The sequence below is a fragment of the Pectobacterium parmentieri genome (assembly GCF_001742145.1).
In the GTDB taxonomy this organism is placed as follows: domain Bacteria; phylum Pseudomonadota; class Gammaproteobacteria; order Enterobacterales; family Enterobacteriaceae; genus Pectobacterium; species Pectobacterium parmentieri.
The window spans coordinates 2,128,858-2,154,257 of sequence record NZ_CP015749.1; the positions used below are offsets into that span (position 1 = coordinate 2,128,858).

The 25,400-nt window shown below is 46.3% G+C and carries 24 protein-coding genes and 1 pseudogene; 5 read left to right on the forward strand and 20 right to left on the reverse strand.

The annotated features are described in order from the left end of the window. Nucleotides 1-35 precede the first annotated feature (35 nt). From A8F97_RS09525 to A8F97_RS09595, 15 genes are all read right to left on the reverse strand, one after another. Nucleotides 36-458 (reverse strand): flagellar protein FlhE, encoded by a 423-nt coding sequence (locus A8F97_RS09525; RefSeq protein ID WP_025918915.1) that lies wholly within the window; start codon nucleotides 456-458, stop codon nucleotides 36-38. After that, nucleotides 458-2,539 carry a flagellar biosynthesis protein FlhA gene (gene flhA, locus A8F97_RS09530; RefSeq protein WP_033071337.1) on the reverse strand — a complete coding sequence of 694 codons (2,082 nt, stop codon included), beginning with the start codon at nucleotides 2,537-2,539 and terminating at the stop codon, nucleotides 458-460. The genes A8F97_RS09525 and flhA overlap by 1 nt, the downstream gene beginning before the upstream one ends. Next, nucleotides 2,532-3,683: a flagellar biosynthesis protein FlhB gene (gene flhB / locus A8F97_RS09535; protein WP_033071336.1), complete on the reverse strand. Its 1,152-nt coding sequence runs from the start codon at nucleotides 3,681-3,683 to the stop codon at nucleotides 2,532-2,534. The genes flhA and flhB overlap by 8 nt, the downstream gene beginning before the upstream one ends. A gap of 246 nt (nucleotides 3,684-3,929) precedes the next feature. Further along, nucleotides 3,930-4,574 (reverse strand): protein phosphatase CheZ, encoded by a 645-nt coding sequence (cheZ, locus tag A8F97_RS09540; RefSeq protein WP_005970711.1) that lies wholly within the window; start codon nucleotides 4,572-4,574, stop codon nucleotides 3,930-3,932. Nucleotides 4,575-4,583: 9 nt separating this feature from the next. Beyond that, the gene (cheY, locus tag A8F97_RS09545) at nucleotides 4,584-4,973 is read right to left on the reverse strand and encodes a chemotaxis response regulator CheY (protein WP_005970714.1); all 390 of its coding nucleotides are present in this window, start codon (nucleotides 4,971-4,973) and stop codon (nucleotides 4,584-4,586) included. Between the two features lie 38 nt (nucleotides 4,974-5,011). Continuing rightward, entirely contained in the window at nucleotides 5,012-6,064 is a 1,053-nt protein-coding gene (locus A8F97_RS09550; RefSeq protein ID WP_005970716.1) for a protein-glutamate methylesterase/protein-glutamine glutaminase, read from the reverse strand. Continuing rightward, the gene (cheR, locus tag A8F97_RS09555; RefSeq protein WP_005970718.1) at nucleotides 6,064-6,936 is read right to left on the reverse strand and encodes a protein-glutamate O-methyltransferase CheR; all 873 of its coding nucleotides are present in this window, start codon (nucleotides 6,934-6,936) and stop codon (nucleotides 6,064-6,066) included. The genes A8F97_RS09550 and cheR overlap by 1 nt, the downstream gene beginning before the upstream one ends. A 491-nt stretch (nucleotides 6,937-7,427) precedes the next feature. After that, nucleotides 7,428-9,113: a methyl-accepting chemotaxis protein gene (locus A8F97_RS09560; RefSeq protein WP_014699510.1), complete on the reverse strand. Its 1,686-nt coding sequence runs from the start codon at nucleotides 9,111-9,113 to the stop codon at nucleotides 7,428-7,430. Nucleotides 9,114-9,248: 135 nt separating this feature from the next. Next, entirely contained in the window at nucleotides 9,249-9,746 is a 498-nt protein-coding gene (cheW, locus tag A8F97_RS09565; RefSeq protein WP_005970723.1) for a chemotaxis protein CheW, read from the reverse strand. A 31-nt stretch (nucleotides 9,747-9,777) separates the two neighbouring features. Beyond that, nucleotides 9,778-11,766 carry a chemotaxis protein CheA gene (gene cheA / locus A8F97_RS09570; RefSeq protein WP_014699509.1) on the reverse strand — a complete coding sequence of 663 codons (1,989 nt, stop codon included), beginning with the start codon at nucleotides 11,764-11,766 and terminating at the stop codon, nucleotides 9,778-9,780. Between the two features lie 39 nt (nucleotides 11,767-11,805). Then, nucleotides 11,806-12,858: a flagellar motor protein MotB gene (gene motB, locus A8F97_RS09575; RefSeq protein ID WP_014699508.1), complete on the reverse strand. Its 1,053-nt coding sequence runs from the start codon at nucleotides 12,856-12,858 to the stop codon at nucleotides 11,806-11,808. Further along, entirely contained in the window at nucleotides 12,855-13,742 is an 888-nt protein-coding gene (gene motA, locus A8F97_RS09580; RefSeq protein WP_014699507.1) for a flagellar motor stator protein MotA, read from the reverse strand. The genes motB and motA overlap by 4 nt, the downstream gene beginning before the upstream one ends. Nucleotides 13,743-13,877: 135 nt before the next feature. After that, nucleotides 13,878-14,456, reverse strand: a complete 579-nt coding sequence (flhC, locus tag A8F97_RS09585) for a flagellar transcriptional regulator FlhC (protein ID WP_005970730.1) — start codon at nucleotides 14,454-14,456, stop codon at nucleotides 13,878-13,880. Between the two features lie 2 nt (nucleotides 14,457-14,458). After that, nucleotides 14,459-14,809, reverse strand: a complete 351-nt coding sequence (gene flhD / locus A8F97_RS09590; RefSeq protein ID WP_005970732.1) for a flagellar transcriptional regulator FlhD — start codon at nucleotides 14,807-14,809, stop codon at nucleotides 14,459-14,461. A 765-nt stretch (nucleotides 14,810-15,574) separates the two neighbouring features. Continuing rightward, complete coding sequence (locus A8F97_RS09595) at nucleotides 15,575-16,501, reverse strand: DMT family transporter (RefSeq protein ID WP_014699506.1); 927 nt, start codon at nucleotides 16,499-16,501, stop codon at nucleotides 15,575-15,577. Nucleotides 16,502-16,819: 318 nt separating this feature from the next. Here A8F97_RS09595 and A8F97_RS09600 point away from each other — a divergent pair, with 318 nt between their 5' ends. Beyond that, complete coding sequence (locus tag A8F97_RS09600) at nucleotides 16,820-18,532, forward strand: methyl-accepting chemotaxis protein (protein ID WP_015730267.1); 1,713 nt, start codon at nucleotides 16,820-16,822, stop codon at nucleotides 18,530-18,532. A 68-nt stretch (nucleotides 18,533-18,600) separates the two neighbouring features. On the opposite strand, the gene dsrB is transcribed toward A8F97_RS09600, so the two are convergent. Beyond that, nucleotides 18,601-18,804 carry a protein DsrB gene (dsrB, locus tag A8F97_RS09605; protein ID WP_033071334.1) on the reverse strand — a complete coding sequence of 68 codons (204 nt, stop codon included), beginning with the start codon at nucleotides 18,802-18,804 and terminating at the stop codon, nucleotides 18,601-18,603. A 209-nt stretch (nucleotides 18,805-19,013) separates the two neighbouring features. Between dsrB and A8F97_RS09610 the strand changes: the two genes are divergently transcribed. Beyond that, nucleotides 19,014-20,408, forward strand: coding sequence for a diguanylate cyclase (locus A8F97_RS09610; protein WP_227001598.1), 1,395 nt, complete (start codon nucleotides 19,014-19,016; stop codon nucleotides 20,406-20,408). Between the two features lie 276 nt (nucleotides 20,409-20,684). Then, complete coding sequence (locus A8F97_RS23155) at nucleotides 20,685-20,903, forward strand: KTSC domain-containing protein (protein WP_015730264.1); 219 nt, start codon at nucleotides 20,685-20,687, stop codon at nucleotides 20,901-20,903. A gap of 168 nt (nucleotides 20,904-21,071) precedes the next feature. Here the strand turns inward: A8F97_RS23155 and A8F97_RS09615 are convergent, their stop codons facing one another. Together A8F97_RS09615 and A8F97_RS09620 are read right to left on the reverse strand one after the other, a co-directional pair. Beyond that, nucleotides 21,072-21,299 carry a hypothetical protein gene (locus tag A8F97_RS09615; RefSeq protein WP_050512648.1) on the reverse strand — a complete coding sequence of 76 codons (228 nt, stop codon included), beginning with the start codon at nucleotides 21,297-21,299 and terminating at the stop codon, nucleotides 21,072-21,074. 82 nt (nucleotides 21,300-21,381) lie between these two features. Beyond that, the gene (locus A8F97_RS09620; protein ID WP_015730263.1) at nucleotides 21,382-21,732 is read right to left on the reverse strand and encodes an ArsR/SmtB family transcription factor; all 351 of its coding nucleotides are present in this window, start codon (nucleotides 21,730-21,732) and stop codon (nucleotides 21,382-21,384) included. A 52-nt stretch (nucleotides 21,733-21,784) separates the two neighbouring features. Here A8F97_RS09620 and A8F97_RS23160 point away from each other — a divergent pair, with 52 nt between their 5' ends. Further along, nucleotides 21,785-22,789, forward strand: a complete 1,005-nt coding sequence (locus A8F97_RS23160) for a threonine ammonia-lyase (RefSeq protein ID WP_015730262.1) — start codon at nucleotides 21,785-21,787, stop codon at nucleotides 22,787-22,789. Between the two features lie 43 nt (nucleotides 22,790-22,832). Here A8F97_RS23160 and A8F97_RS24620 read toward each other — a convergent pair. Further along, nucleotides 22,833-22,994 (reverse strand): annotated as a pseudogene (locus A8F97_RS24620) (transcriptional regulator); the annotation flags it as partial. A gap of 181 nt (nucleotides 22,995-23,175) precedes the next feature. On the opposite strand from A8F97_RS24620, the gene yghU reads away from it, so the two are divergent. Then, nucleotides 23,176-24,015, forward strand: coding sequence for a glutathione-dependent disulfide-bond oxidoreductase (gene yghU / locus A8F97_RS09630; RefSeq protein ID WP_014699500.1), 840 nt, complete (start codon nucleotides 23,176-23,178; stop codon nucleotides 24,013-24,015). A gap of 46 nt (nucleotides 24,016-24,061) precedes the next feature. On the opposite strand, the gene A8F97_RS09635 is transcribed toward yghU, so the two are convergent. Then, nucleotides 24,062-25,318: a multidrug effflux MFS transporter gene (locus tag A8F97_RS09635; RefSeq protein WP_015730260.1), complete on the reverse strand. Its 1,257-nt coding sequence runs from the start codon at nucleotides 25,316-25,318 to the stop codon at nucleotides 24,062-24,064. Nucleotides 25,319-25,400: the final 82 nt, after the last annotated feature.

Here is a 25,400-nt window from a genome sequence, read left to right on the forward strand (position 1 = left end):
TAGTCAGTTATTTCAAATACCTATTTAATTAAAAATTACTTATAGTTTACTGCAATATCGATTGTGCGGACAATGAACGTATGATTAATGCGCCCATTTCCCTCAATATAGTATACAAAACGAAACTCGTTATTAGCAGCTAATCCATCAAATGCTCGAGTTTGTCCATCGCCACTTCCATTTAAGTCAACGCAACGCTGCGGCGATTGTGAACAAAGTTTCACAACCAATCCAGTAGGTATCACTGAATCAATTGCATATCGCCAATATATTGTCGTAATAGTCTCGTCCGGCTTAAGCACTGTGTTAGGAGCAAAAGCCGACGTCGTAATCATTTCACCACGGTAATCAAGTTTTATTCCCGGCTGACTCCCATTCCAACTACCCGGTGTTGCAATGGCACAAAGCGGAAGAGCTAACACTATTGTTGCGGCCAGATAACCTATCACCTTTTTCATTATTGAGCTTCCCCTATGACCGATGTCATCCGAATTTGGCGATGATCGCTGATTTCCAAATTAGAAAGTACAGCCATGTTTGGCAGACTACGATGCAGGAATCGTGCAAGTAAAGCTCGTAAAGCATGGTTCACAAGCAGAACAGGCGGAGCCCCCAACATTTCCTGCCGCTGTAGTGCTTGCTTCGCCTGTTCAAGCAGTCGGTCTGCAAGCCCCGGTTCAAGGCCACCGCCCCCCTGAAGAGCCTGTAGAAGAAGGCGTTCCAGCGAGCCTTCCAGACCGATAACCTGAAGTTCGCTATCTCCTGGGAACCACTGTTGAGTGATAGCACGTCCCAGAGCAACCCTCACCACCGTGGTGAGTTCATAAGGGTCTGGTTGCACGGGCGCATGCTCAGCCAACGTTTCCATGATAGTACGCATATCCCTGATAGAAACCTTCTCGCTGAGCAGGTTTTGCAAAACTTTGTGCAAGGTGGTTAACGTCACAACGCCTGGGATGAAGTCTTCTGTCAACTTTGGCATTTCTTGAGCAACACGCTCCATCAATTGCTGGGCTTCTTGTCGGCCAAACAATTCACTAGCATGTAATGCGATTAAGTGATTCAAATGTGTTGCAATCACTGTACTTGCCTCTACGACAGTGAACCCCTGAACTTGAGCCTGGTCCTTCAGGGCATTATCAATCCAGACCGCTGGTAACCCAAATGCAGGATCTTGTGTGGCCTCGCCAGACAAAGAACCAACTGCATTCCCTGGATTAATAGCCATCCAACGGCCAGGATGAGCCTCACCGCTCCCCACTTCAACACCCTTCATTAATATGCGGTAACTGGCAGGCTGAAGCTCCAGGTTATCCCGGATATGAACCACTGGCGGCAAGTATCCCATTTCCTGAGCAAATTTCTTTCTGATACTACGAATTCTACCCAATAGTTCGCCATCTTGCTGCGCGTCAACCATGGGGATCAATCGATAACCGACCTCCATGCCCAATGGATCTTCAAGCTGCACATCAGACCAACTGGCTTCAATAACCTGATGCTTCTCCATTGATGCCGGTATAGACTGCATCGCAGGCTCTTTTATCTGTTCACCACGCATCCACCAAGCAAGCCCCAGCAAAGATGCAGTGAATAACAGAAAGACAAAATTAGGCATTCCGGGAACCAACCCAATAAGCCCAATCACTGCCGCACTCAGCACCATAACCCGCGGATTATTGAAGAGTTGGGTGACCATCTGTTGACCAACATCCTGATCGGTACTCACGCGAGTAACAATAACACCCGCAGCGGTAGAAATAATCAGAGCGGGGATCTGAGCAACCAGGCCATCACCAATAGTAAGCAGCGTATAGCTTTCCGCCGCCTGCCCTACGGCCATTCCGTGCTGCACGACACCGACGATCAATCCACCGACAATGTTGATGACCATAATAATCAGTCCAGCGACAGCATCACCACGCACAAACTTACTAGCGCCATCCATTGAACCATAAAAATCTGACTCCTGAGTTACCTCAGAGCGACGCTTTTTCGCCTCTTCTTCACCAATTATCCCAGCATTAAGATCGGCATCGATCGCCATCTGTTTGCCTGGCATACCATCCAACACAAAGCGGGCACCAACTTCAGCAATACGCCCGGCACCTTTGGTGATAACCATGAAGTTGATTAAGACAAGAATGATAAAGACCACAATACCAATAGCGAAATTCCCACCTACAAGGAAGTGTCCAAATGCTTCGACAACTTTTCCTGCCGCTGCAGTCCCCGTATGTCCCTCCAGCAAAATGATACGTGTAGAGGCGACGTTGAGTGACAAGCGAAGTAGCGTAGAAAACAGCAGGATCGTAGGGAATGCCGCAAACTCCAGTGTCCGTTGTGTAAACATCGCAACCAGCAATACCATGATTGATAGTGCGATATTAAAGGTAAATAGCAGATCCAGAATGAATGGCGGCAGCGGCAATACCATCATGGAAAGTATCAGCAGGATCAGTATAGGTCCGGCTAATATTTGCCACTGGGTACCTTTCATATTACTCGGTAAACGAAGAAAAGCGGCCAAATTAGCCATCAGTAGTATTCTCTTTAGCAAAATCCAGTGCATCCGGCACTGGCAGATGTTTCGGTTTTCTAGGAATTAATCCACCTTCCCGCTTCCAGCGTTTCAGTTGATAAACCCAAGCTAAGACTTCTGCAACAGCAGCATACAACGCAGCAGGTATATGCTCTCCGACCTCTGAATGACGAAATAACGCTCGCGCCAACGGCGGCGCTTCTAAAATAGGAACGCGATGATCGATCCCCAGTTCGCGAATACGCAAAGCGATTTCACCAGCCCCTTTGGCCAACACTTTCGGCGCATTCATTTTTTTATCATCATATCGCAATGCTACCGCATAATGTGTTGGGTTAGTGACTATCACATCAGCCTTGGGAACATCAGCCATCATTCTACGTTGAGCCATTGCTCTTTGCTGCTGACGAATACGTCCTTTGACGTGAGGGTCACCCTCGCTCTGTTTATGCTCATCACGAATTTCCTGCTTCGTCATCCGTAATTTTTTAATATGACTCCAGACTTGCCAGAACACATCAAACGCAACCATAGGAATGAGGCCCATAATGATGAGAAAGCCACACATTACGGCCAATTCTAACGCATCACCTAAAGCCGCAATCGGCGCTTCGGACACCAAATGCAATATTTTCGGCCAGTTATGGATCAGGAACAAGGTACTGATGATCCCGACCATAACTGATTTCAATATCGCCTTGAAAAGTTCAGCCAGTGATTGGGCAGAAAATAAACGTTTTAACCCAGAAATAGGATCGAGTTTTTTGAAATCAACTTTTAATGACTTAGTGCTAAATAATATTCCACCCAGCAGCATCGGAGCAGACAACGCCACCAACACCGACCCTAGCATAATTGGTATCACCGCGGATGCCGCCTGGTGTAACAATGAACCTACATGCCGTAGCATTTGGGTATCATCACCAATCGTCGCGTAATCAAAATTTAATGACTGCGCGACAATTACGGCCAATCGGCCAGCCATAGCATCGCCACCCATCCACAAAATAGCCAGCCCTGCGACCATCATCAGAACAGAGGTCAACTCTCGAGAGCGTGGAACCTGGCCCTCTTCTCGTGCCTTTTCCTCCTTTTGGGGAGTGGGGGCCTCTGTTTTTTCCAGATCGCTATCTTCAGCCACTATGGCGTTCCTGTTACAACTTTCGGGATAGGAGTTTGCTGCTTAGCATGACAAATATGGGAAAAATTTATGGCTGGAACAACGAGAAAAACTAACGCTTCTTTAGCGAATAGTAAGAATGAAAGGAAAAAGGGGAAAATCAAATTTAGCTATTTATGGCCATAAATCTGGCCATAAATAACCGGAGCAGAGGCACTCTAACCTTCTAAAAAAAGAAAATGATTCCTTTTTTTAAAGCAAAGCTCATTAGAACCCGAGACTATCCAGAAGGTCATCAACCTGATCTTGGTTGGCTACAATACCTGCTGCACCTTTGTCCAACTGTGGTCCATTAAGAAGACCATCATTCGCACGCTTAGGTGCATCTGGTTTTTCTGGGATATTTTCCAGCAGCACCATCAGCAATTGTTTTTCGATCTCCTGAACAACATCCATCATACGCTTGATTACCTGACCGGTAAGGTCCTGGAAATCCTGCGCCATCATAATTTCCAACAATTGAGCGTTGGTAAACGAGGTATGCTGTGGTACATCTTCAAGATAGCTACGCGTATCTGTTACCAATTCTCGTGCATCAGCCAATTCGATTGGATTTTCAAACCATTCATCCCAACGAACCTTCAGAGATTTAGCATCAGCTTCTAATTGGTTCTGACGCGGCTGTGCAGCCTCTACGCAGTTCAGAGCTCGCTCCGCTGCTTGCGCAGTCATCTGGACAACATAGTCAAGACGATCGCGGGCATCAGGAATAGCCTCTGCGGCTTCTGCTATCGCATTATCCAGACCCAGTTCTTTCAAACTGTCGCGCAGCATACGAGTTAATTGGCCGATACGCGAAATGATCTCGGTAGCTGAAGCTGTGTCGTTCACAGACGGCATATGTGGCGTCATAAGATCCCCTTACATACCCAGTTTTTCGAAAATCTTATTCAGCTTTTCTTCAAGGGTGGCTGCAGTAAATGGTTTAACTACATAGCCGCTAGCACCCGCTTGTGCTGCAGCGATAATGTTCTCTTTCTTAGCTTCCGCCGTTACCATCAGCACGGGAAGGCTGGAAAGCGCACCGTCAGCACGAATAGTCTGTAACAGTTCCAGTCCATCCATGTTGGGCATATTCCAGTCAGAAATGACGAAATCAAAAGCACTAGCGCGAAGCTTATTCAGTGCATCTGCGCCATCCTCTGCCTCTTCTACGTTATTAAATCCCAGTTCCTTCAGCAGATTACGGACAATTCGGCGCATCGTCGAAAAATCATCCACTACCAGAAATCTGAGTTCTTTATCGGCCATACCTACTCCTAAAATATTTATTGCTCACCGAGAGCTACTTATATACGTAATGCCTGTCCGGCAGAGATTTGTGCCAACATACGCTGGCTCACCTGGTGCAAATCCACCACTTCATCAACGCCACCCATAGCAATCGCTTCACGTGGCATCCCAAAAACCACACAACTTGCTTCATTTTGGGCCAGAGTATAAGCGCCGGCCTGATGGAGTTCCAACATGCCAGCCGCCCCATCATTCCCCATCCCAGTAAGGATTACCCCTACGGCATTCCGCCCGGCGTATTGTGCAACCGAACGGAATAACACATCAACTGATGGACGATGCCGATTCACTGGAGGCCCATCATTTAAACGTACTTGATAGTTTGCCCCACTACGAGCCAGTTCAAGATGGCGAGCTCCAGGAGCAATGTATGCATGCCCAGGAAGCACACGTTCCCCGTCTTCTGCTTCTTTTACCGTAATCTGACATAGCTTGTTCAAACGCTCAGCAAATGACTTCGTAAAGCCAGGTGGCATGTGCTGTGTAATCAATAGCGCAGGACTTGTTGGCGGCAGGGGCTGTAATACATGTCGTATTGCTTCCGTCCCCCCCGTGGATGCACCAATCGCGATCAGCTTCTCACTACTGAGCAGTGGCATATGCTGAATAATTTTTGTCGGCTCTGCTGCGGTGCTACGTTGCGGCAAACGCGCTTTCGCAGCCATACGAATTTTTTCTGCAATCAGTTCACTGTACGCCAGCATCCCTTCGCGGATACCCAGTTGCGGTTTGGTGACAAAATCAATAGCACCAAGTTCCAGCGCGCGAAGCGTAATTTCTGAACCCTTTCCCGTCAGCGACGACACCATTACAACAGGCATCGGACGCAAACGCATAAGTTTTTCAAGAAAATCCAGCCCATCCATACGCGGCATTTCAACATCCAGTGTTAATACCTGAGGATTGAATTTTTTAATCAAATCACGAGCAACTAATGGATCTGGTGCGGTCGCGACAACTTCCATATCGGGATGGCTATTAATTATTTCAGTCATGATCTGGCGCATCAGGGCAGAATCATCAACACATAATACTCTTATTTTGCTCATTATCTTTCCTTAGCCAGTCCATATACAGTTTGCCCACGCAAATAGAATTCTCGACTAATCTGGCTGAAATTCTCTGAATGCCCAGCGAATAGCAACCCGCCCGGTTTAAGCATCGGGACAAATCGACGGAGAATACGCTCTTGGGTTTCTTTATCGAAATAAATCATTACATTGCGACAAAAAATAGCATCGAATGGTGCAGGGACGGACCAATCAGGCGCGAGTAGATTGAGTTGTTGGAAATGCACCATAGACGCAAGTTCCGGGCGGGCTCGAACTAAGCCGCTATGCGGCCCGGTGCCGCGTAAAAAAAACTTCTGGAGCTGCTGTGGAGAAAGAGAGCGTAACTCCTCCTGACGGTAGATGCCAGCGGTTGCCTTTTCTAACACTTGAGTATCAATATCACTGGCCCACACCTGACATCCGCTCGCTTTATTACCTAAGACCTCAGCAAGAGTCATCGCCAATGAATAAGGTTCTTCCCCTGTGGAAGCTGCTGTACTCCAAATGGTATAGCCATTCGGACGTTTTCTGGCATGTTCTGCCAATATAGGAAAATGGTGAGCTTCGCGAAAAAACGCCGTCAGATTAGTCGTTAATGCATTAACAAAGGCTTGCCATTCCGCACTGTTTGGATCCGACTCCAAGAGCGCTAAGTATTGGCCAAAATCATTGATTCCAAGTAAACGGAGACGTCTAACCAAACGGTTATAAACCATTTCGCGTTTGTGATCGGCCAAGACAATTCCAGCGCGCTGATATATTAATTGGCTGATTCGCCGGAAATGCGTATCCGACAGAGGCAACCGATCAACCATCTGTGTCAGAATAGAGGCAGATTCGGGGCGATTTTGCGATGGTGTGCTTTTCATATCAAACCGCTCGAATAGTGTTTTTTGCTATGGTGTTTTTCAATCTGAACTTTCCTTTACAGCTAACGCAGGTTTTTATTGTCATTCGTCAATTGCTCATCGCATTGCGATTAAAACTGACACTGTATTGGTAATACACACCACAAGTTCTGAAAACAGAACGCGTGGTATGTCTGTTCTACCAAAGCCACATGCTGTCGGGTGGCGTTGTCCCTTTCATCACAGCCGTGCTACCTGCTTGCTTTGCTCTCTGGCTTTAATACCAAAGTCAACATCACCCCATCATATCCATAACATAAGTTACAGATTGAACAATACCATGAATTGCCCTGCTTCAAAGCACCAAGTGCTATATCACCGTGAATCCAAAATGTGCGCAGATAAATTACGATAAATAAACAATCACCCAGCCACCAACATATAAGCAACTGGGGGATTAGTAGCAGTATTCCTATATTTTAGGCTTACTTATAGCCTACACCAAGGTTTTATCAGAACGTCTCCCAATTATCAGTTGAGGAACCTTCTTTCGCTTTCTGCCCGCCCTTCACTGATGGGGCCAACAATACAGGCTTTTGACCCGTTGTCGCAGGCGTCGTTCTTCTAAACGAACCCGCATCTTCGGACAGGCGGAATACAGCAACAGCTTGGTTCAACACTTTAACTTGTTCTTCCAAAGCAACTGCTGCTGCTGCAGATTCTTCAACCAAGGAAGCGTTCTGTTGCGTTACGCGATCCATTTCAGTAACAGCCTGACCAACCTGATCGATGCCTTTACTTTGCTCATCAGAAGCCGAGGCAATCTCACCCATGATATCTGTTACACGAGTGACTGCACTAACGATTTCGCCCATCGTCTCACCAGCACTTTCAACCAGTACAGAACCTTCATCGACTCGGCCGACAGAATCGTCAATCAGACTTTTAATTTCTTTCGCAGCCTGAGCACTACGCTGTGCTAAATTGCGAACTTCCCCTGCAACAACCGCAAACCCACGCCCCTGCTCCCCAGCTCTGGCAGCTTCAACCGCTGCATTCAGCGCAAGAATGTTGGTTTGGAAAGCAATACCATCAATTACACTAGTAATATCGGCAATTTTTTGCGAACTTCCAGCAATATTGTGCATGGTTTTGACAACATTATCGACAACCTTGCCTCCCTTCTGCGCCGTCTCCGACGCATTTAGTGCCAACTGGCTGGCTTGGCGGGCATTTTCCGCATTCTGTTTCACCGTTGCCGTCAGTTGTTCCATGCTGGCAGCCGTTTCTTCTAATGAGGCTGCCTGCTGTTCAGTACGTGAGGAAAGGTCGTTATTCCCTGCACTAATTTCTGTCGCGCCAGTATAGATAGCATCAGCACCTTGTCGGACCGCACTCACCGTTGAAACAAACTCACTTTGCATATGGCGAATACTATCAGCGAGAATCCCCATTTCATTGCTGCTATGAAAATTGGTTGTTTTTGTCAAATCACCTTTCGCAATATGACGAATATGTTCAACAATATTATTTAGCGGCCTAATTAACAGTTGCTGAATACCAATCCAGGAAATCAGGGCTAACGCAAAAACCAACACGATAATGAAGCCAAGTATCCAAAGCGCCGAATCATAAGCTTCATCATTTTTAGCGATACCAGCCTGATAAAGCTTATCGCTTTCGGCTTTATAGGTGTAATACGCTTTTTCAAAGTTGTCCTGAAAACGCTGTGTCGGCTGATCAATAAATTTCTTAAATTCTCCCGCATTCAAAAACTGAATTAACTCAATCAACGCACCATTCAGGGCCACATAATTCTCTTTTACATCCCGAGTAACACTTTCACTCTGACGCGCATCCTGCGGCAATTTCTCATATCGTGAGAAAAAATCGTTTGCTACAGACAGTTGCTTCTGAGCAGAAGCTAAAAGTTCTTTACCCCCAACCCCCGCACCCGTACCGCTGGCATCAAGCGCAAAACGTGTTCCCGCGCGGTTAAGTGTATTGCGCGTCTGTAATAAATATGACCATGCTGAATCCAGCTCAGAACGCTTCTGGTTAATAACCTGAGTCGAACTAAAGATATCCTTATCATTTTTTAATGCGCTAAAAAATAAACCACCAGAAATAAGCTGAAGGGCTCCAAACAACACCAGCACAAGCATCAAACCTGTGACAACTTTTATACGGTTAAACATACAACGCCTTTTGAGTAAAGCAACCACCGGTAGTATCGGCATTATTCTGGATATCTTTACGAATTTCTGAACTGACAAGGATATGGCTAAGGAAGGTTTTCGGGGCTACTTTCGTAGCCCCTGAAGGCCGATGGATTAGGCTTTCAATACACTATCAACCAGCGCCATTTCTTCGCTGCTCAACAGTTTTTCGATATCAACCAAAATCAGCATTCTCTCACCCAGAGACCCCAAACCAGTCAGGTACTCTGTTGACAGGGTTACGGCAAACTCTGGTGCTGGTCGAATTTGATCCGCTGTCAATGACAATACATCAGACACGCCATCTACAACGATGCCGACAACACGCTGACCAAGGTTCAGAACAATGACAACTGTGTTGTCATCGTATTCAACATCTTGCTTGGCAAATTTAATGCGCAAGTCAACGATCGGAACAATAACACCACGTAGATTAGTCACACCTTTAATGAAAGAAGGCGTGTTGGCGATACGCGTTACCTGGTCATAACCGCGAATTTCTTGTACTTTTAAAATATCAACGCCGTACTCTTCGTCACCCAGCGTAAAAATCAGGAATTCCTGTCCTACGGTTTCGCCAGTTAATTTGGTGACGCTTGCAAGTCCAGTCATGTTTTCCACCCTTTATTAACGATCTGTTTTATTAAGCAGCAGTTTCAACCACACGCTTTTCACGATTAAGCGCTTGTAACGCCGAAACATCCACAATCAGCGCAACGCTGCCATCACCAAGAATGGTAGCGGCTGAAACGCCTGGTACCTTGCGATAATTACTTTCCAAGTTTTTGACGACAACCTGATGTTGCCCAATCAACTGATCGACCAACAAGGCATAACGTCGCCCCGCACTCTGCAAAATAACGACTATACCCTGGGTAGCATCCGTTTTAGCGCCATCCACATCAAAGATGTGGAATAGTTCAACGAGAGGTAAATATTCACCACGGACTTGTAGTACACGCTCACCACCAGCTAACGGGTACAGGTCTTCCGACTGAGGTTGCAAAGATTCCATCACAGCGTTAAGCGGCAGAATAAAGACCTCGTTGTTAACTTTAACGGACATACCATCAAGGATGGCCAACGTTAATGGCAACAAGATTCTTATCGTTGTTCCTTTTCCAGCCTGGAAGTGGATTTCAACATGTCCACCCATTTCCTGGATATTTCGCTTAACGACGTCCATGCCGACACCACGACCAGAAACGTCCGTGACCTTCTCTGCAGTGGAGAAGCCAGGGGCAAAAATCAGCATCCCCACATCTTCATCAGACATTGCATCACTCACTGCCAACCCTTGAGACAGGGCTTTAGCAAGAATTCTTTCGCGGTTTAGCCCAGCCCCATCGTCGATAACCTCAATGCAGATGTTACCGCCCTGGTGTTCCGCAGAAAGCGTCAGATTACCCACAGCATGCTTACCTGCAGCAACGCGTTTATCTGGAGACTCGATACCGTGATCAAGGCTGTTACGCACTAAGTGTGTCAGAGGATCGATAATACGTTCGATCAAACTCTTATCCAACTCAGTCGAACTCCCCATCAGCGTTAATTCGACCTGCTTATCCAATTTGGCAGCCAAATCACGCACCAAACGAGGGAAACGGCTAAATACATATTCCATTGGCATCATACGGATGGACATAACCGACTCTTGCAGATCGCGAGCGTTGCGTTCCAACTGCCCCATACTGTTGAGCAGATCGCCGTGCGCCACAGGGTCTAGCTCGCTTGAACGCTGTGCCAGCATAGATTGCGTAATCACTAACTCACCAACGAGGTTGATAAGTTGGTCAACCTTCTCAACCGCTACACGAATACTGGTATCACCGGTTTTTGCTTTATTTTTTCCATTTTCCGGAGCAGATTGTGGTTTTGCTACAACGGGTGCAGGCGCTGTGACTAGCGCGACCGGCGCTTCAACAGCAGCCAATATTTCCACGACTTCAGCGGCAACGGGTTGGCTGGCTACGGCAGGCTTGAAGCTGATTTGCTCGGGTTCAAGAACAAAACACAGCACAGCGCTAATATCGTCTTCACTTTCAGACGTAACTAATGTCACTTCCACGCTAGTGTCAGTCTGGTGAGGATCTTTAACGGTCCCCAGATTGCCAAGTTCTTCCAGCATCTGAGGTATTTCCTGAGATTTCAGGCCGGTTAATGCGATACGCATTTCACCTTTACCTACATCATTAGATGTTGGGCTGACAGAGTGCAGTGCGGCATCAGGCTGGGTTGTGTCGCCATCGGCTTTAGACTCCAGAGCAAGCTGGCGCAGGGCCTGACAGATATACTCAAAGCTTTCAGCATTGGGTTCCTGTGCGGTTTTATAAGCGTCCAACTGATCCTGCATGATGTCTTTTGTTTCCAGAAACAGGTTGATGATATCAGTGCTAAGACGCATTTCGCCGCGTCTTGCCCCATCGAGTAGATTCTCTAAAAGGTGCGTAGTTTCCTGCAATACCTTAAAACCGAATGTGCCAGCGCCCCCTTTTATGGAGTGAGCTGCTCGGAAAATCGCATTCAATTGTTCGGTATCAGGCTCTGAAGGATCCAACAACAATAAATGTTGTTCCATATCTGCCAGTAATTCATCTGCTTCATCAAAGAAAGTTTGATAGAAAGCACTCATGTCCATGCTCACGTGGTCACCTCTGCTGTGAATCGCGGCTTATTGAGAAGGCGTCGCCTGGCTATCCGGCGCAGCAGGCAACGCAGTAGTTGGCTGTTGGCGCTCTGGAGCAGGAACTCCATTTGTTGGTTGCGGCAATGCTTCGCCACTTCCACTCGTATTGTTATCATTATTTTCGGCAGTCGGCGTGGTAGGTTTAGGCTTATCCAACCCCATATTTTGTAAATTTTCTGCTTTGTCTATATTTACAGCAGTGCTTTCCGCATTTTCTTCTTCAATATCTTTCTGCGCTTGTTTGCTCAATACCAGAAGACTGATGCGTCGATTAATCGCATCATTCCCACTTGTCGCTTGTTTGAGGCTCATTGTCGCAGCCATACCCACAACGCGCAAAACTTTTCCATCAGACAAACCACCAAAAGTAAGCTCCCGGCGGGATGCATTGGCACGATCGGCAGATAATTCCCAGTTACTATAACCGCGTTCCCCTGTCGTATACTGAACATCATCGGTATGGCCTGAAATACTCAGTTTATTGGGGAAATCATTCAGAATAGGCGCTATCGCACGCAGGATATCCCGCATATAAGGCTCAACCTGCGCGCTCCCGGTTTTAAACATTGGGCGGTTTTGGCTATCAATGATTTGGATACGCAACCCTTCCTCAATCATTTCAATCAGCAAATGGGGACGGAGTGCGCGTAATCGGGGATCTGCCTCAATTAACTGATCCAAGCGCTCACGCAATTTATTGAGTCGAGCCTCATCCAGTTTCTTTTCTACATTATCCGTTTTGATGGCTTTTTTCACTTCACCATCTTGTTGAGTTGGATCATTTCCCCCACCAGGGATCGGGCTGGAACTATCGCTTGATTTAGAACCAGAAGTTAATGCAACCTTTAGTGGGGTACGAAAATACTCCGCGATTTGAGCCAACTGCATAGGCGTAGAAATTGCGATAAGCCACATAACCAAAAACAACGCCATCATTGCTGTCATAAAGTCAGCGTAGGCAATCTTCCAAGAGCCACCATGGTGTCCCCCATGCCCAGATTTGCGCTTTTTGCGAATAATGGGATGCTGATGTTTCATGCGTTACTATCCGACGCTTGCTGGGTCGGCGATTTTACACGACGAATATGTTCTTCCAATTCCGTGAAAGAAGGGCGCTCCGTGGAGTACAGCGTTTTACGCCCAAATTCAACCGCAATTTGCGGGGCATAACCATTAAGGCTCGACAGCAAAGTAACTTTAATGCACTGCAATACTTTGATTTTTTCTGCATTTTTCTGGCGCAGTAAGGCTGCTAATGGAGAGACGAAACCATAAGCGAGGAGGATACCAAGAAAAGTTCCCACCATCGCATGGGCAATCATCATTCCTAACTCAGCAGCAGGCCGATCAACATAGGCTAATGAGTGAACAACGCCCATAACGGCAGCGACAATACCAAATGCCGGGAGACCGTCCCCCATCATCGTCAAACTGCTCGCGGGAATTTCACTTTCGTGTTCAATCGTTTCGATCTCTTCGTCCATCAACGTTTCAATCTCAAACGCATTCATGTTACCACTGACCATCAAACGCAAATAATCGGTGATAAACTCAACAATATTACTGTCAGAAAGGATATTCGGATAGCTTGAGAAGATTTCGCTCTCACGAGGATTATCAATATCAAATTCCAACGAAAGCATCCCTTGCTGGCGAGACTTAGCCATCACTCGAAAGAGCAAGGCCATAAGATCCATATACAGTGCTTTGTTGTATTTAGAACCTTTAAATAAAAGAGGTAACGCACGTACTGTTGCTTTTATCGCCTTTCCATTATTACCGACAATGAAAGCACCTAGCGCTGCGCCACCGATGATCAGTAGCTCCGAAGGCTGATAAAGTGCCCCCAAAGCCCCACCGACCATGAGATAACCGCCGAGTATCGAGGCCACAATTACGATATAACCCAATATAACCAGCACAAGAAATCCTTATAATAAAAAAGGTGGCGGAAGGTGAGATAAAACTGCGGAACCGTAGCCAAGACGTTCCTGAGGAAGAAATCTATCACTGCTTTCACAACCAACAGTGATAGATTCACAAATCGCGCTACAGGCTCAGACTGCGTGTTTTACCTGTTCATCCAGCAGTTGAGGTATTATATCGGCAAGGTTTTGCGAAAGTTTACGCCTTTTTACCGCTCTAGAAGGTGGTTGGCACAAACTACAAACAAAACTGTTTTTAGGTTGATGAGCGTGAGTAATAAACATCCCTTTGCAGCAATTACATGACGACAGTTGCAGCATACCGCTGTCAACAAACCGGACTAATGTCCAAGCCCGAGTCAATGCCAACAGTGGAGAATCACTCTGCGGAGCACACTGTTCCAGGTACAATCGATAAGATTTAATAACTGCTTCAACACCGCTGCACTGCCCATTCTTGATTAAAAAACTGTACGCGTTGTAAAACATTGATGAATGAATATTCTGTTCCCAGGTCATAAACCAATCCGTTGAAAAAGGTAACATTCCCTTTGGTGGCGGACTTCCTCTAAGTTCTTTATACAGTTTGATCAAACGCCCGCGGCTTAACTGAGTCTCACTTTCTAACATCTGTAAACGAGCACCAAGCGAAATGAGCTCCATCGCCAACTGGATATCTTTCGCTTCCTGAACAATACTTTTCTCCGCCATTACTATGCCCTTTTCTTAGGCAGGTTTTCTTCTTTCGAAGTTAACTGTTGTAATAAGTGGCTCGACAACAAAATCCCGGTATGAATTTGCTGTAAATCATCCACACGTGATTCCTGAGTCAAGATTTTGATTGTATTGTGATCGTTAAAACGGAAATGGCATATTAGTTGGTTAGTTTCTGCCAACTTTACCATCTGCGGCAGAGTCAGTTGCATCAAGATATCTGCCATCTCGTCATTGATTCCCAGACGAAACATCGCAGAAGCTTTTTCATCATTAATTAAGCGTTGCGCCAGTAACAAATAAGACAGATTAATGTCATAAATGTGTTTGAGTAATTCAGAGGTACCCATATTTCCCATCCCGACAGGCTATGTTTAAAACATAAGTTAGGTGATAGACCATATCGCCCAGTTCGAAAATCACTCTCCATTGATGGCATAAAAAACTATCGGTGCCAGATACTGCAAGTTACTACTTCATCATTTCTTATTTGGGCAATCACGACTTGCCAACTTCAGTCAACTTTAACGCATCACGCGGAGAATTCGTTCATCCGTTGCTTTCCAAGTCCTTCGCTGAAGACTCCCCCGACCAAAAGCATAGGATTAATCCTAAAGCAGCGCAACTGTACCGCCTAATCCGTAGCACACACAACGCGACCGAAGGAAAATTTTAGTAATTATGTGACGAGCATCACAAAAATGGAAGCATTATGAACCAACCTGTATCTGGTCAAGTCACTTTTATGCGTATTTTTGCATCAAAAATACGCACTAAACGTCACAAAAAAAAGCATTGAAAGTAATAAAAAAGAAACAATTTGACTGCTATATAAATGATAGATATACAAAAAACCCGCTATACCCAACATAGATACCGTTATGTAAGTCTATACCTTTCATGAGAAACTTACACTTTTTCCCCAAAAAACTCTTAAAGATATGTTTTGATGCAAAATTCACCTATTTTTTGCAAAAATACGGTTACAACGATAACAAAAAACATGAGTATCAAAAACAAAAAAATAAACTAATCCATTGATATTAAATGAAATAACAAACCATTAGGACCAATTGCAAAAGCTGCGATATGGCGTTATCCAAATCATTTCCTGATCACATCTTTGTAACCCGGTTAACCAGCCAAATGCCTGAGCACACTAAGACAAGTGCAAAGATATATTTCCACTCCAAGATGCTTTCATTGAGAAACAACGCTGACAACAAAGTACCAGATACCGGAATGAGAAAGTTAAATGGCGCAACCATACCGACTCGATTATATTTCAGCAATTGGCTCCATAATGAAAAAGCGATTGAAGAGAGTAAAATAAGGTAACCTAGCATCAGCACAGCTTTCCAATCGGGTATGACGAGTGATCCACCGCTACCATATCCTGACACTATTAAAATAACTCCGCCAATCGCTAATTGATAGCCCGTCATAATAGTTGGATCCATCGTTTGTGATATCCGCTTGCCATATATGGTCGATGCCGATAAAATAAACGCAGCAATAACAACGAACCCATCACCTAGCAGCGTAAAACCAATACTCATTTCATTACTGCTAATATTAACGGCCATTACGCCAGCGAAACCTAATATACAACCAATTAGCTTATTGCCGTTTAATTTATCATTCTGGTATAAATAATGAGCAAGTAGTACGCTAAAAAAAGTACTGGTTGCATTCATTATTGAACCTTTAACACCTGTGGTATAAGCCAGACCTATATAGAAAAAAACATACTGCAATGATGTTTGAAACGTCCCCAAAATTGTCAGTTGGGCTAACTGCCTACGTTGAAAGCGCCCAATAGACCGACCACTTAACACCGCAAGCACTAACAGTAACAGTCCCGCAAGCGCGAAACGGTAGCCCGCAAAGACAAGTTTCCCTGGAATATCATTATCCGCAATATGAAACAGCTCATAACCATTTTTAATGGCCGGATAAGCACTCCCCCATAGTAAACAGCATAATGTGGCGATAAAAAAAACAATTTTTTTATCGGAAAAAAAATGCTTCTGCTTTTCCAAGAAAAGACCCTCCAAAGATAAAGCCGACATAATAGCGTTGAACCCTAGACAAATAAAGTTAGAAGGCCAGTCGTTCTTTATTTTTCATTATCAATTTGTATGATTTCACACCACGAAATTTTCTTTTCTTTTTAAAGCGTTAAAAACGTGATCGAGATCGCATTGAATTTGATTAAGGTTTCTCAATATATGCCGATTATCTTTTACATTGGTTGTTTAGCTAATGGATTATCATTAATGTAGACACTAAAACCTAAACGCCAACAGCACGGCTAGCGGCATGGTAAATCATAATTTCCTGAAAATGAGCGAATAAATATGAAAATAACCTCAAGGTCTGAGCAACATGTCAAGGCTGGCGTGCTGAGCAATTTACGGCTAGTTCCCTTATTCGTCATTATTTTGGGTGGTATCATGCTGTTATTTGCAGCATCTATCGGCGCATCCAGCTACTTTTTACAGAACAGTAACCAGTCATTAAATGATGTCACACAAGAAATCGATACCCGAATGGGGATCTCAAACAGTTCCAACCACCTTCGCACCGCTCGGCTGTTGTTAATTCAAGCGGCTGCGGCAGCGCGTATCGGTGACTCTCAGGTATTCAATGACAACCTGACGCAGGCTCAACAGCGTCTAGAACAGTCAAAAAAAGCATTCCTTGTCTACGAACAGCGCCCAGTTAAAACGCCTCAGGACGTGGCGCTGGATGAAGATTTACGCAAATCCTATGATGCTTATGTCAATCAAGGTCTTATGCTGATGCTCACGGCAGCAAAACAAGGGCTATTTGAAGAAGTCATCACCCTTGAATCCGAAGAAACACGGATTTTAGATTTGGCCTATAACAAATATCTACTCGAAGCTGTCGCCTATCGCACGCAAAGAGCTAAAGAATTAAACGAAACCGCACATAAAAACGCGCTACTCGGATATTCGTTAATGGGAAGCAGTTTCGCTCTGGCCACCATTTTAACACTTCTGACATTCTTCCTTCTGAGAGGCGTCCTCATCAAACCAATGAACCAACTGGTTATGAGAATTCAACGCATTGCGCAGGGCGATCTGACTCAAGTGTCGGACCGTTATGGCAAGAATGAAATCGGTACGCTAGCCAGCAACGTTCACCAAATGCAATCTTCATTGGTCACAACCGTCACTACCGTTCGGGAAAGTGCAGACTCTATTTATCAAGGTTCGACGGAGATTTCATCCGGTAATACAGACCTTTCCTCACGTACCGAACAGCAAGCAGCGGCGCTTGAACAGACCGCTGCAAGCATGGAACAGCTAACCGCAACCGTGAAACAAAACTCAGAAAATGCGCACCACGCAAGCCAACTCGCAGCGAACGCTTCAGGGAAAGCCAAGCAAGGTGGAGAGATTGTTGCAAACGTTGTCAATACAATGAACAACATTTCGGGTAGCTCAAAGAAAATATCTGAAATTACCAGCGTCATTAACAGCATTGCTTTTCAAACCAATATTCTTGCGCTAAATGCAGCGGTTGAAGCAGCCAGAGCGGGCGAACAAGGTCGTGGTTTCGCTGTCGTCGCCAGTGAGGTTCGCAGCCTCGCACAACGTAGTGCGCAAGCAGCGAAAGAGATAGAAACGCTGATTTCCGAATCAGTCAAGCTGGTTAATAGCGGCTCTGTTTTGGTTGATAACGCGGGTCAAACAATGAAAGAGATCGTCGATGCCGTCACTAATGTCACCGACATCATGGGTGAAATTGCATCAGCATCTGACGAACAAAGCCGGGGGATAACTCAGGTCGGCCAAGCAATATCTGAAATGGATAGCGTGACACAGCAGAACGCTGCGCTCGTTCAGGAAGCCAGTGCCGCAGCCGCATCGCTAGAAGAACAAGCGGCATTGCTAACCCGTGCAGTTGCAACATTTAAGTTATCCAGCCATTTATCAAGTGCCCCCTCACCCGCTCGGCCAAACGCTCTGGCCGCGAAGAGCCGTTCATCACTAGCCCTTCCCCGTCAAACCAATACAGAAAACGGTAACTGGGAAACATTCTAATTCTGCCTACTAGAATAACGGCGGGCATTGTTCACTCGGACAATGCCCGTAGGTTGGTATATTCCCTGTTACTCTTTTTCCAGCAATGTCCTTGGCTCAACAAACGTACCATCCTTACTGTCAACCTCATTGAAAAACCAGATACCAGCAGGGTAATCGTTTAATGCAACTAAATACATTATCCCTTCCTGAAACGTTTCCACAGCCAGAACCACCCCTTCCCTACGAGTCTTCCCATCGGTTTTAACAGTAACCAGATCATTAACTTTCATAAATTTATCTCAAAATAGCTTCTAACATCAAAAGAACGGCATTATCATTTATACTGGCGGTAATAACAGTACCTATATGAAATGATTAGTTTTATTTGTTTTTAGCAACGACATGCTAACTCTCTCTGTCATTAAAAAATTGATCATTTCTATCTTAGTACACCCGACATATTCGCAAAAGAGATGAAAAATTGAACGAACTACGGAACGTGGATGAACAGAGAGATAACGGTGAGCAGGACTACAATCAAGTTATAACATCTGAATGGATGCAACTGATAACCACAACCTCACAAAAATCTTTTAACCTCCTGCAAACCCTCGCCGCACAAAAAGCATCTGATTTTGCTGACAAGTTCTACTCCTACATGCTTAAAGATCAGGAAGCTTCTCTTTTTCTTTCCAGCCAGCAAGTCCACGATCGACTCCACGGGTCTATGAGCAAATGGATAGTAGACATTCTAACCAATACCGGGAGCCACCTGGCAGATTTGATCAACTATCAAAGGAAAATTGGTCAGATTCATGCGCGTATTGGTATTCCAGTCGATCTGGTTGAACGTGGAGCCCGACGCCTAAAATGGCAACTCTATGAAGACATTGCACAGGCGGCAGATGATAAAGCGCTATGTTTTGATGCTATGCGTTACGCTTCTATTTCCATGGATATTGCCATAGAGATAATGAATAAAACATATTCACAATCGCACGATTTGGAGGCCAAAAACGAAGAGTCCTATCGGTTATTTTCTATTCTGGAAAATGCCAGCATGGAGAGAGAGCGACAGAATGCATCACTGCTCAATTGGGAAAATGCCTTTATTTTTAGCGTTGCTACCGGCACCCCCCTTTCCAGTATCCAGGACCTAAGTGATTCAGAATTCGGTCTGTGGTTTAACCATAAAGGGAAATCCAGTTTCAGTAACATTCAGGGAATACGGACTATCGCTACAATCATAACTGAAACTGATGACTACATTCGTAACTACAGCAATACCGCACTACTAACACAGCAAGACTATGCCCCACTGCTTAAAGCCGTCAGAAGCAAAATTTATAAAATAAATATGCTGTTGGGATCGCTATTTGACGAAGTCCAAAAACTGGAAAGTGGTAAGGATACATTGACCCTCTTACTAAATCGCCGCTTCCTACCGACCATTCTTCGACATGAAATATCGCTGACAATGCATTCAAATACGCCACTCAGCATCGCCATGATTGATATTGACCACTTTAAATCCGTCAATGACACCTATGGTCATGCCGCTGGCGATAGCATTTTAAAACGAATTGCGGAAATTCTGTATGAGAGCACAAGGAACAGCGATTATGTTTTCCGTTATGGAGGAGAAGAATTCATGATCGTGCTCATAGAAACGCCCAAAGTCGCCGCCTACACCATCATCGAACGATTGAGAAAGAAAATTCAGGATCACACTATTCATCTCCAAAACGGAGAAAGCGTGACAATGACCATAAGTGCAGGCATCGCCGTGTATAGTGGTCATCCAGATTATGAATGCTTGATAAAGGCAGCAGACGATGCGCTCTATCAAGCTAAGGCAAACGGCAGAAACAGAATCGAATACGCGCAGGAATAGCTATTCTGGCTTATTGCAAATCTACGTTTCAGGCCACGCCTGAAAAAGAATAGTGAGCTATTCGTTATCGTAGGTTTGCATCGTTCCCCTTGCCAAACAGAAAAATTTCCCTACATTGAACAAATTCACAGCATAAAAATGATAAAGCAACGATTTTACTAACCAACCCGCCAGAAATTTGATACATATTCAATAAATAAGCATGATCATCGACAATGCGTCATGCAGTAAATCTTTTATAATTTAATCCTATTTTACGCAGGAGAGGAACAAGCATTGCAGCGACAGCAGGTTTCATCGTCACGAATTGATTTCATTGGGTATGACCCAAAGACGCACACCCTTGAGGTAACATTTCATAACAAAGATATCTATCAATATGTTGGCGTGCCTGAATCTATCTATAAAAAATTTATTTCTGACGCTGTCGTCTCTAAAGGTCGTTTCTTTGATGGCGTAATAAAAGATAAATTCTTATGCAGAAAAGTCAGATAGGTAGAATGCTATAGAGTTAACAGATACCTAATGCGAAGGCGTTTCATCACCGGGTTTCAACGTAAATCGGGTGAATTGTCTCTTCTGAGTGCGGTGATAGTGAAAGAAACCTGTACTGCCGGGTGTATTTACCGCGATAAAATAGCCAAAGAACCAGCCCCATCTTATTTATTCCAACGCCTGGACTAAGGCGGTAACCCTGTTCGATTCCCCCCTTACTGAAAAATAGATGATCTCTTTACGACAATCAGAGGCGATATAAAATGCCTGATGTTTTGAGCCATTACTGGAGAAAATAAAGAAATCGGCATTTTCTGCCAGATTCGCCAGCGCAGGTGTAGCGATATGGTTGCGATTGGTTTCACCCGTCAACTCCGGATACAGCCGCGTAAGCACTAACGTTATCTGTACATCAACCGCACAGATAAGCTGACAAATTTCAGGGAAAGTGATGACGTCAAAAGAGATGCTTAATCGCTTATTCTGACGACGAATGTTGACATGAGGCGGCCTGTGCAAGCTCAGATAATACCGCGACAGCTTCGTCTAAACGCTCAGGGACGAGTTTGTAGAACACCCAGTTTTTGATACGTTTCGGGGTGACAATCCCGGCTTTCGCGAGATATTGGAGATGGCCAGTGACGGTCGGCTGACTTAGGCCAATCTTCTCAGTGATAAACCCTACGCATACTCCATCCTTAACCAGATCGCCATCCTGCTGTTCCGGGAAGTGTGCCCGAGGATCGGCGAGCCATTCCAAAATGATGAGTCGCTGCTCATTGCCGAGTGCCCGTAGTAGATCGGCCGTTGTCGTTGCCCGCTTGTTCATATAGCCAAACACCTATATAGTTATTTCCATATACAGTTGATAGGGGAATACTATGACAAGCAAACACCAAAGAGCAACCGACTCCGTAACGTTGAAAGATATTTACGACGCATCTCAGCAGATTAAAACAACGATACGCAGAACACCGCTGGACCATTCGCAGGAATTATCCGCGCTTGTTGGTGCAGAAATCCGACTCAAAATGGAAAATCTTCAACAGACCGGCAGCTTCAAACTGCGGGGCGCTGCAAACGTTCTTGCCAATCTGGATGCAGAACAGCGCCACGCTGGCGTCATCGCCCCGACGGCAGGAAATCACGGATTAGGGCTCGCCTATGCTGGTCAGGTCGTGGGCATACCCGTAACCTTATTTTTGCCACGCTCGGCAGATCCGATGAAAATTGCAGCCATGCAAGGCTGTGGTGCCCGTGTTACGTTTTTTGATGGCGTCGAAGAAGCAAGACAAGCAGCGATTATTGCCGCACAACAGTCTGGTGCCACCTTCGTTTCTGCCTACGATAACCCGTATATGATTGCCGGTGGCGGCACCATCGGTCTTGAGATTATGGAAGACTGGATGGGTGCGGAGGTCATTCTGGTAAACATCGGCGGGGGCGGGCTCATATCAGGGATTGCGACGGCAGCCAAAGCAATCAACCCCGCTATCGAAGTGTGGGGCATACAAAGTGAAGCCAGCCCGACATTCGCCCGTTGGAAAGAGGCAGGTAAAACGCTTCCCGTCGATCTGGCACCGTCCATCGCCGAGGGCGTTAGCGGCTATATAGAACCCAGCGCAATGACCTGGCCGCTGGTGCGCGACCGTGTTGATCGCGTACTCACCGTCTCAGAAGCTGAAATCAAAGCCGCGATGCTGTCAATGCTCGCTCTTCACCGTCATGTTGTCGAACCATCAGGAGTACCCGTCGTCGCGGGAGCCATTCGCTACGCGAAGGAGATTGGAGGGCGTAAAACCGTCTGTGTTGTCACTGGCAGGAACATTTCAAGCCAACGCTATCTTATGCTGCTTAATGAGGCGACAGCCGGTGTAAACGGATAAAGCATTCAAGCGCCCTCTTTGCAGTCAAAATGTGAAGAAGGCGCTACAGGGTGAACCCATAATGGGAACCGTCTGGCAGTTCAACATCAAGACGTAGCTTACTGCCGGTCGCTTCAACATCGCGCTTGAGTGTAGAAAGCTTTAGGTCTCGACCGGGTTTATCCATTCCCGCCACAGTCGGTTGTTTTAACCCAAGTACCTGTGCCTAGCGTCGGCTATTAAGCTCTGACGACGATCCGCACATTGATCACCTCTTTCAACAGTGTGCGGGTCTCGCTTTATATCAATATGAGGAAGATATAGAACAGAACGGTATCAGCAAAATGCATGAGTTTGTTATGGTGTTAGCTTAACTCGCTCTCTTTTCATGCATAAGGAGTTTTTGAATGGCTACGTCCCCGACCTATGTGCCGCCAAAAGTCTGGCAGCCCGCGTCTTCCGGTGGTGCTTTCGCCAATATTAACCGCCCAATAGCCGGTCCAACGCACGAAAAAGCACTACCTGTTGGTAAGCATCCGCTTCAGCTTTACTCGTTGGCGACACCGAATGGCGTGAAAGTGACGATCATGCTGGAAGAACTGCTAGCGCTGGGTCATACAGGTGCAGAGTACGATGCCTGGTTGATTAAGATAGGCGATGGAGATCAATTCTCCAGCGGTTTTGTCGACGTCAACCCGAACTCCAAGATCCCCGCGTTACTCGACCAAAGCGGCGAAAAACCGATTCGCGTGTTCGAGTCCGGTTCAATTCTGGTATATCTGGCCGAGAAATTTGGTGCGCTGCTGCCGAACGATCTCGCCACGCGTACTGAAACCCTGAACTGGCTGTTCTGGCAGATGGGATCTGCCCCTTACGTTGGCGGCGGATTCGGGCATTTTTACGCCTACGCGCCGGAAAAATTTGAATACCCGATTAACCGCTTCACGATGGAAACCAAGCGCCAGTTAGATGTTCTCAACCGTCAACTGGCGGAAAACCGCTATCTGGCAGGCAGTAGCTACACCATTGCAGATATTGCCGTCTGGCCGTGGTACGGCGGGCTAGTGCAGAACGCGCTTTACTCTGCCGGAGAGTTCTTGTCCGTACATGAATACACGCATGTGAAACGTTGGGCTGACGAGATTGCCGCCCGCCCGGCAGTGATTCGCGGTCGGAAGGTCAACCGGACCTGGGGCGAGGAATCTGAGCAGGTTGCCGAGCGCCATCAGGCATCCGATTTGGATTAATTCTCTGCCGCCTGCCGAACAATGCAGGCGGCATCCCGATTCGCCTTTAGCTCCCTTCCCTTTCCGGCGTGCGGTTATCCGTCAGCGTATTTTCCATAGCATCGGTATCCGTTTGTCGCCAGGCATACCACCAACTCAGCAACGCCCCTATTGCATAGACTGTTAATAACATCACCGGCGGAAGTAACGTGCCATCATGCACGATCCCCATAATCACACCTGCCACCCCACCAAAAACATACTGCAATACGCCGAGTAGCGAAGAAGCCGAACCCGTCTGGCCCGGTGCCGCATTCATGGCCACCGCAACCCCATTGCCGAACACCAGGCTAAGGAAACTCATAGTCAGAAATATCAGCCCCGTGATGATCCACAGCGACGTTATGCCAGCCAGCAGCACACCGCATAGTGCTACCCCTCCGGCAACATGCAGAGCGATCCCGATAGGCAAGATTTGATATTCACGCCAGCGGTTCAACAGGAAGATATTAATTTGTCCCAGCAGCACCATGCCAAGCGCATTAGATGCAAAAATATAGCTGTAAGTTGTCGGTGACAGGTGGAAATATTCAATAAAGATGAAGGCTGACGCGCCAATATAGGTAAACAGGCCACCCATCACGAAAGAGCCGGATAGTGTATAACCCATGAATTTTTTCTGCCGCAGCAGCACAGCGTAACCGGTCAAAGCCGACAGCATACCACCACGAGTGCGGTCACGCCGTGGCAGGCTTTCCGGAACACAGCGCCAGGTGGCAAACAGCATCAGCATGCCGACAAACGTCAGTACCCAGAAAATGGCTGACCAACCCAGAGTACCGAGCAGAACACCGCCCAACGGCGGTGCGATAATCGGCGCGATCGCCATCACCTGCATGAGCAGCGAGAACACCTTTGCAGCATCACGTTCCGAATACAAATCTGCCACGATGGCACGCGGGATCACCAATCCGGCTGCGCCACCGAGGCCTTGCATCAGGCGGAAGAAGACAAACCACGATAGCGTGGAAGCATGGGCGATCAGTAAGGAGGAGATGGAAAACAGCACGATGCCCAGCAGCAACGGTCCCTTTCGTCCATAGCGATCGATCAGAGGGCCATAAACGAGTTGTCCAAGCGCCAGTCCGATCAAAAAAACAGACAGGGAGGTCTGCATTCCCGCTGCATCCGCACCAATATCCTGCTGAATCGCAGGAAAAGCAGGGAGATACATATCAATCGACATAGCATCAAACGCGCACAGAATGCCTAAAATGCCGATGAGAACAAAACTGCGCGACGCCAGTAAAGACGAGTCAGACATCGATAACACCTCAAAAATGGACCACTTAGTCATGAATAACCGACAGCAAAGGGAATGCTAATCGGATAAGATGCGTATTGCT

Coding starts and splice junctions, on each gene's coding strand:
- dsrB (WP_033071334.1), bottom strand. CDS start 18,804: ATGAAAGTTAATGATCTGGTTACTGTTAAAACCGATGGGAAGACTCGT.
- yghU (WP_014699500.1), top strand. CDS start 23,176: ATGGCTACGTCCCCGACCTATGTGCCGCCAAAAGTCTGGCAGCCCGCG.
- flhC (WP_005970730.1), bottom strand. CDS start 14,456: ATGGCGGAGAAAAGTATTGTTCAGGAAGCGAAAGATATCCAGTTGGCG.
- motB (WP_014699508.1), bottom strand. CDS start 12,858: ATGAAACATCAGCATCCCATTATTCGCAAAAAGCGCAAATCTGGGCAT.
- A8F97_RS09525 (WP_025918915.1), bottom strand. CDS start 458: ATGAAAAAGGTGATAGGTTATCTGGCCGCAACAATAGTGTTAGCTCTT.
- A8F97_RS09550 (WP_005970716.1), bottom strand. CDS start 6,064: ATGAGCAAAATAAGAGTATTATGTGTTGATGATTCTGCCCTGATGCGC.
- flhA (WP_033071337.1), bottom strand. CDS start 2,539: ATGGCTAATTTGGCCGCTTTTCTTCGTTTACCGAGTAATATGAAAGGT.
- A8F97_RS23160 (WP_015730262.1), top strand. CDS start 21,785: ATGACAAGCAAACACCAAAGAGCAACCGACTCCGTAACGTTGAAAGAT.
- cheA (WP_014699509.1), bottom strand. CDS start 11,766: ATGAGTGCTTTCTATCAAACTTTCTTTGATGAAGCAGATGAATTACTG.
- A8F97_RS09635 (WP_015730260.1), bottom strand. CDS start 25,318: ATGTCTGACTCGTCTTTACTGGCGTCGCGCAGTTTTGTTCTCATCGGC.
- A8F97_RS09600 (WP_015730267.1), top strand. CDS start 16,820: ATGAAAATAACCTCAAGGTCTGAGCAACATGTCAAGGCTGGCGTGCTG.
- cheW (WP_005970723.1), bottom strand. CDS start 9,746: ATGACTGGACTTGCAAGCGTCACCAAATTAACTGGCGAAACCGTAGGA.
- A8F97_RS09620 (WP_015730263.1), bottom strand. CDS start 21,732: ATGAACAAGCGGGCAACGACAACGGCCGATCTACTACGGGCACTCGGC.
- A8F97_RS09560 (WP_014699510.1), bottom strand. CDS start 9,113: ATGTTTAACCGTATAAAAGTTGTCACAGGTTTGATGCTTGTGCTGGTG.
- cheZ (WP_005970711.1), bottom strand. CDS start 4,574: ATGACGCCACATATGCCGTCTGTGAACGACACAGCTTCAGCTACCGAG.
- flhD (WP_005970732.1), bottom strand. CDS start 14,809: ATGGGTACCTCTGAATTACTCAAACACATTTATGACATTAATCTGTCT.
- cheR (WP_005970718.1), bottom strand. CDS start 6,936: ATGAAAAGCACACCATCGCAAAATCGCCCCGAATCTGCCTCTATTCTG.
- cheY (WP_005970714.1), bottom strand. CDS start 4,973: ATGGCCGATAAAGAACTCAGATTTCTGGTAGTGGATGATTTTTCGACG.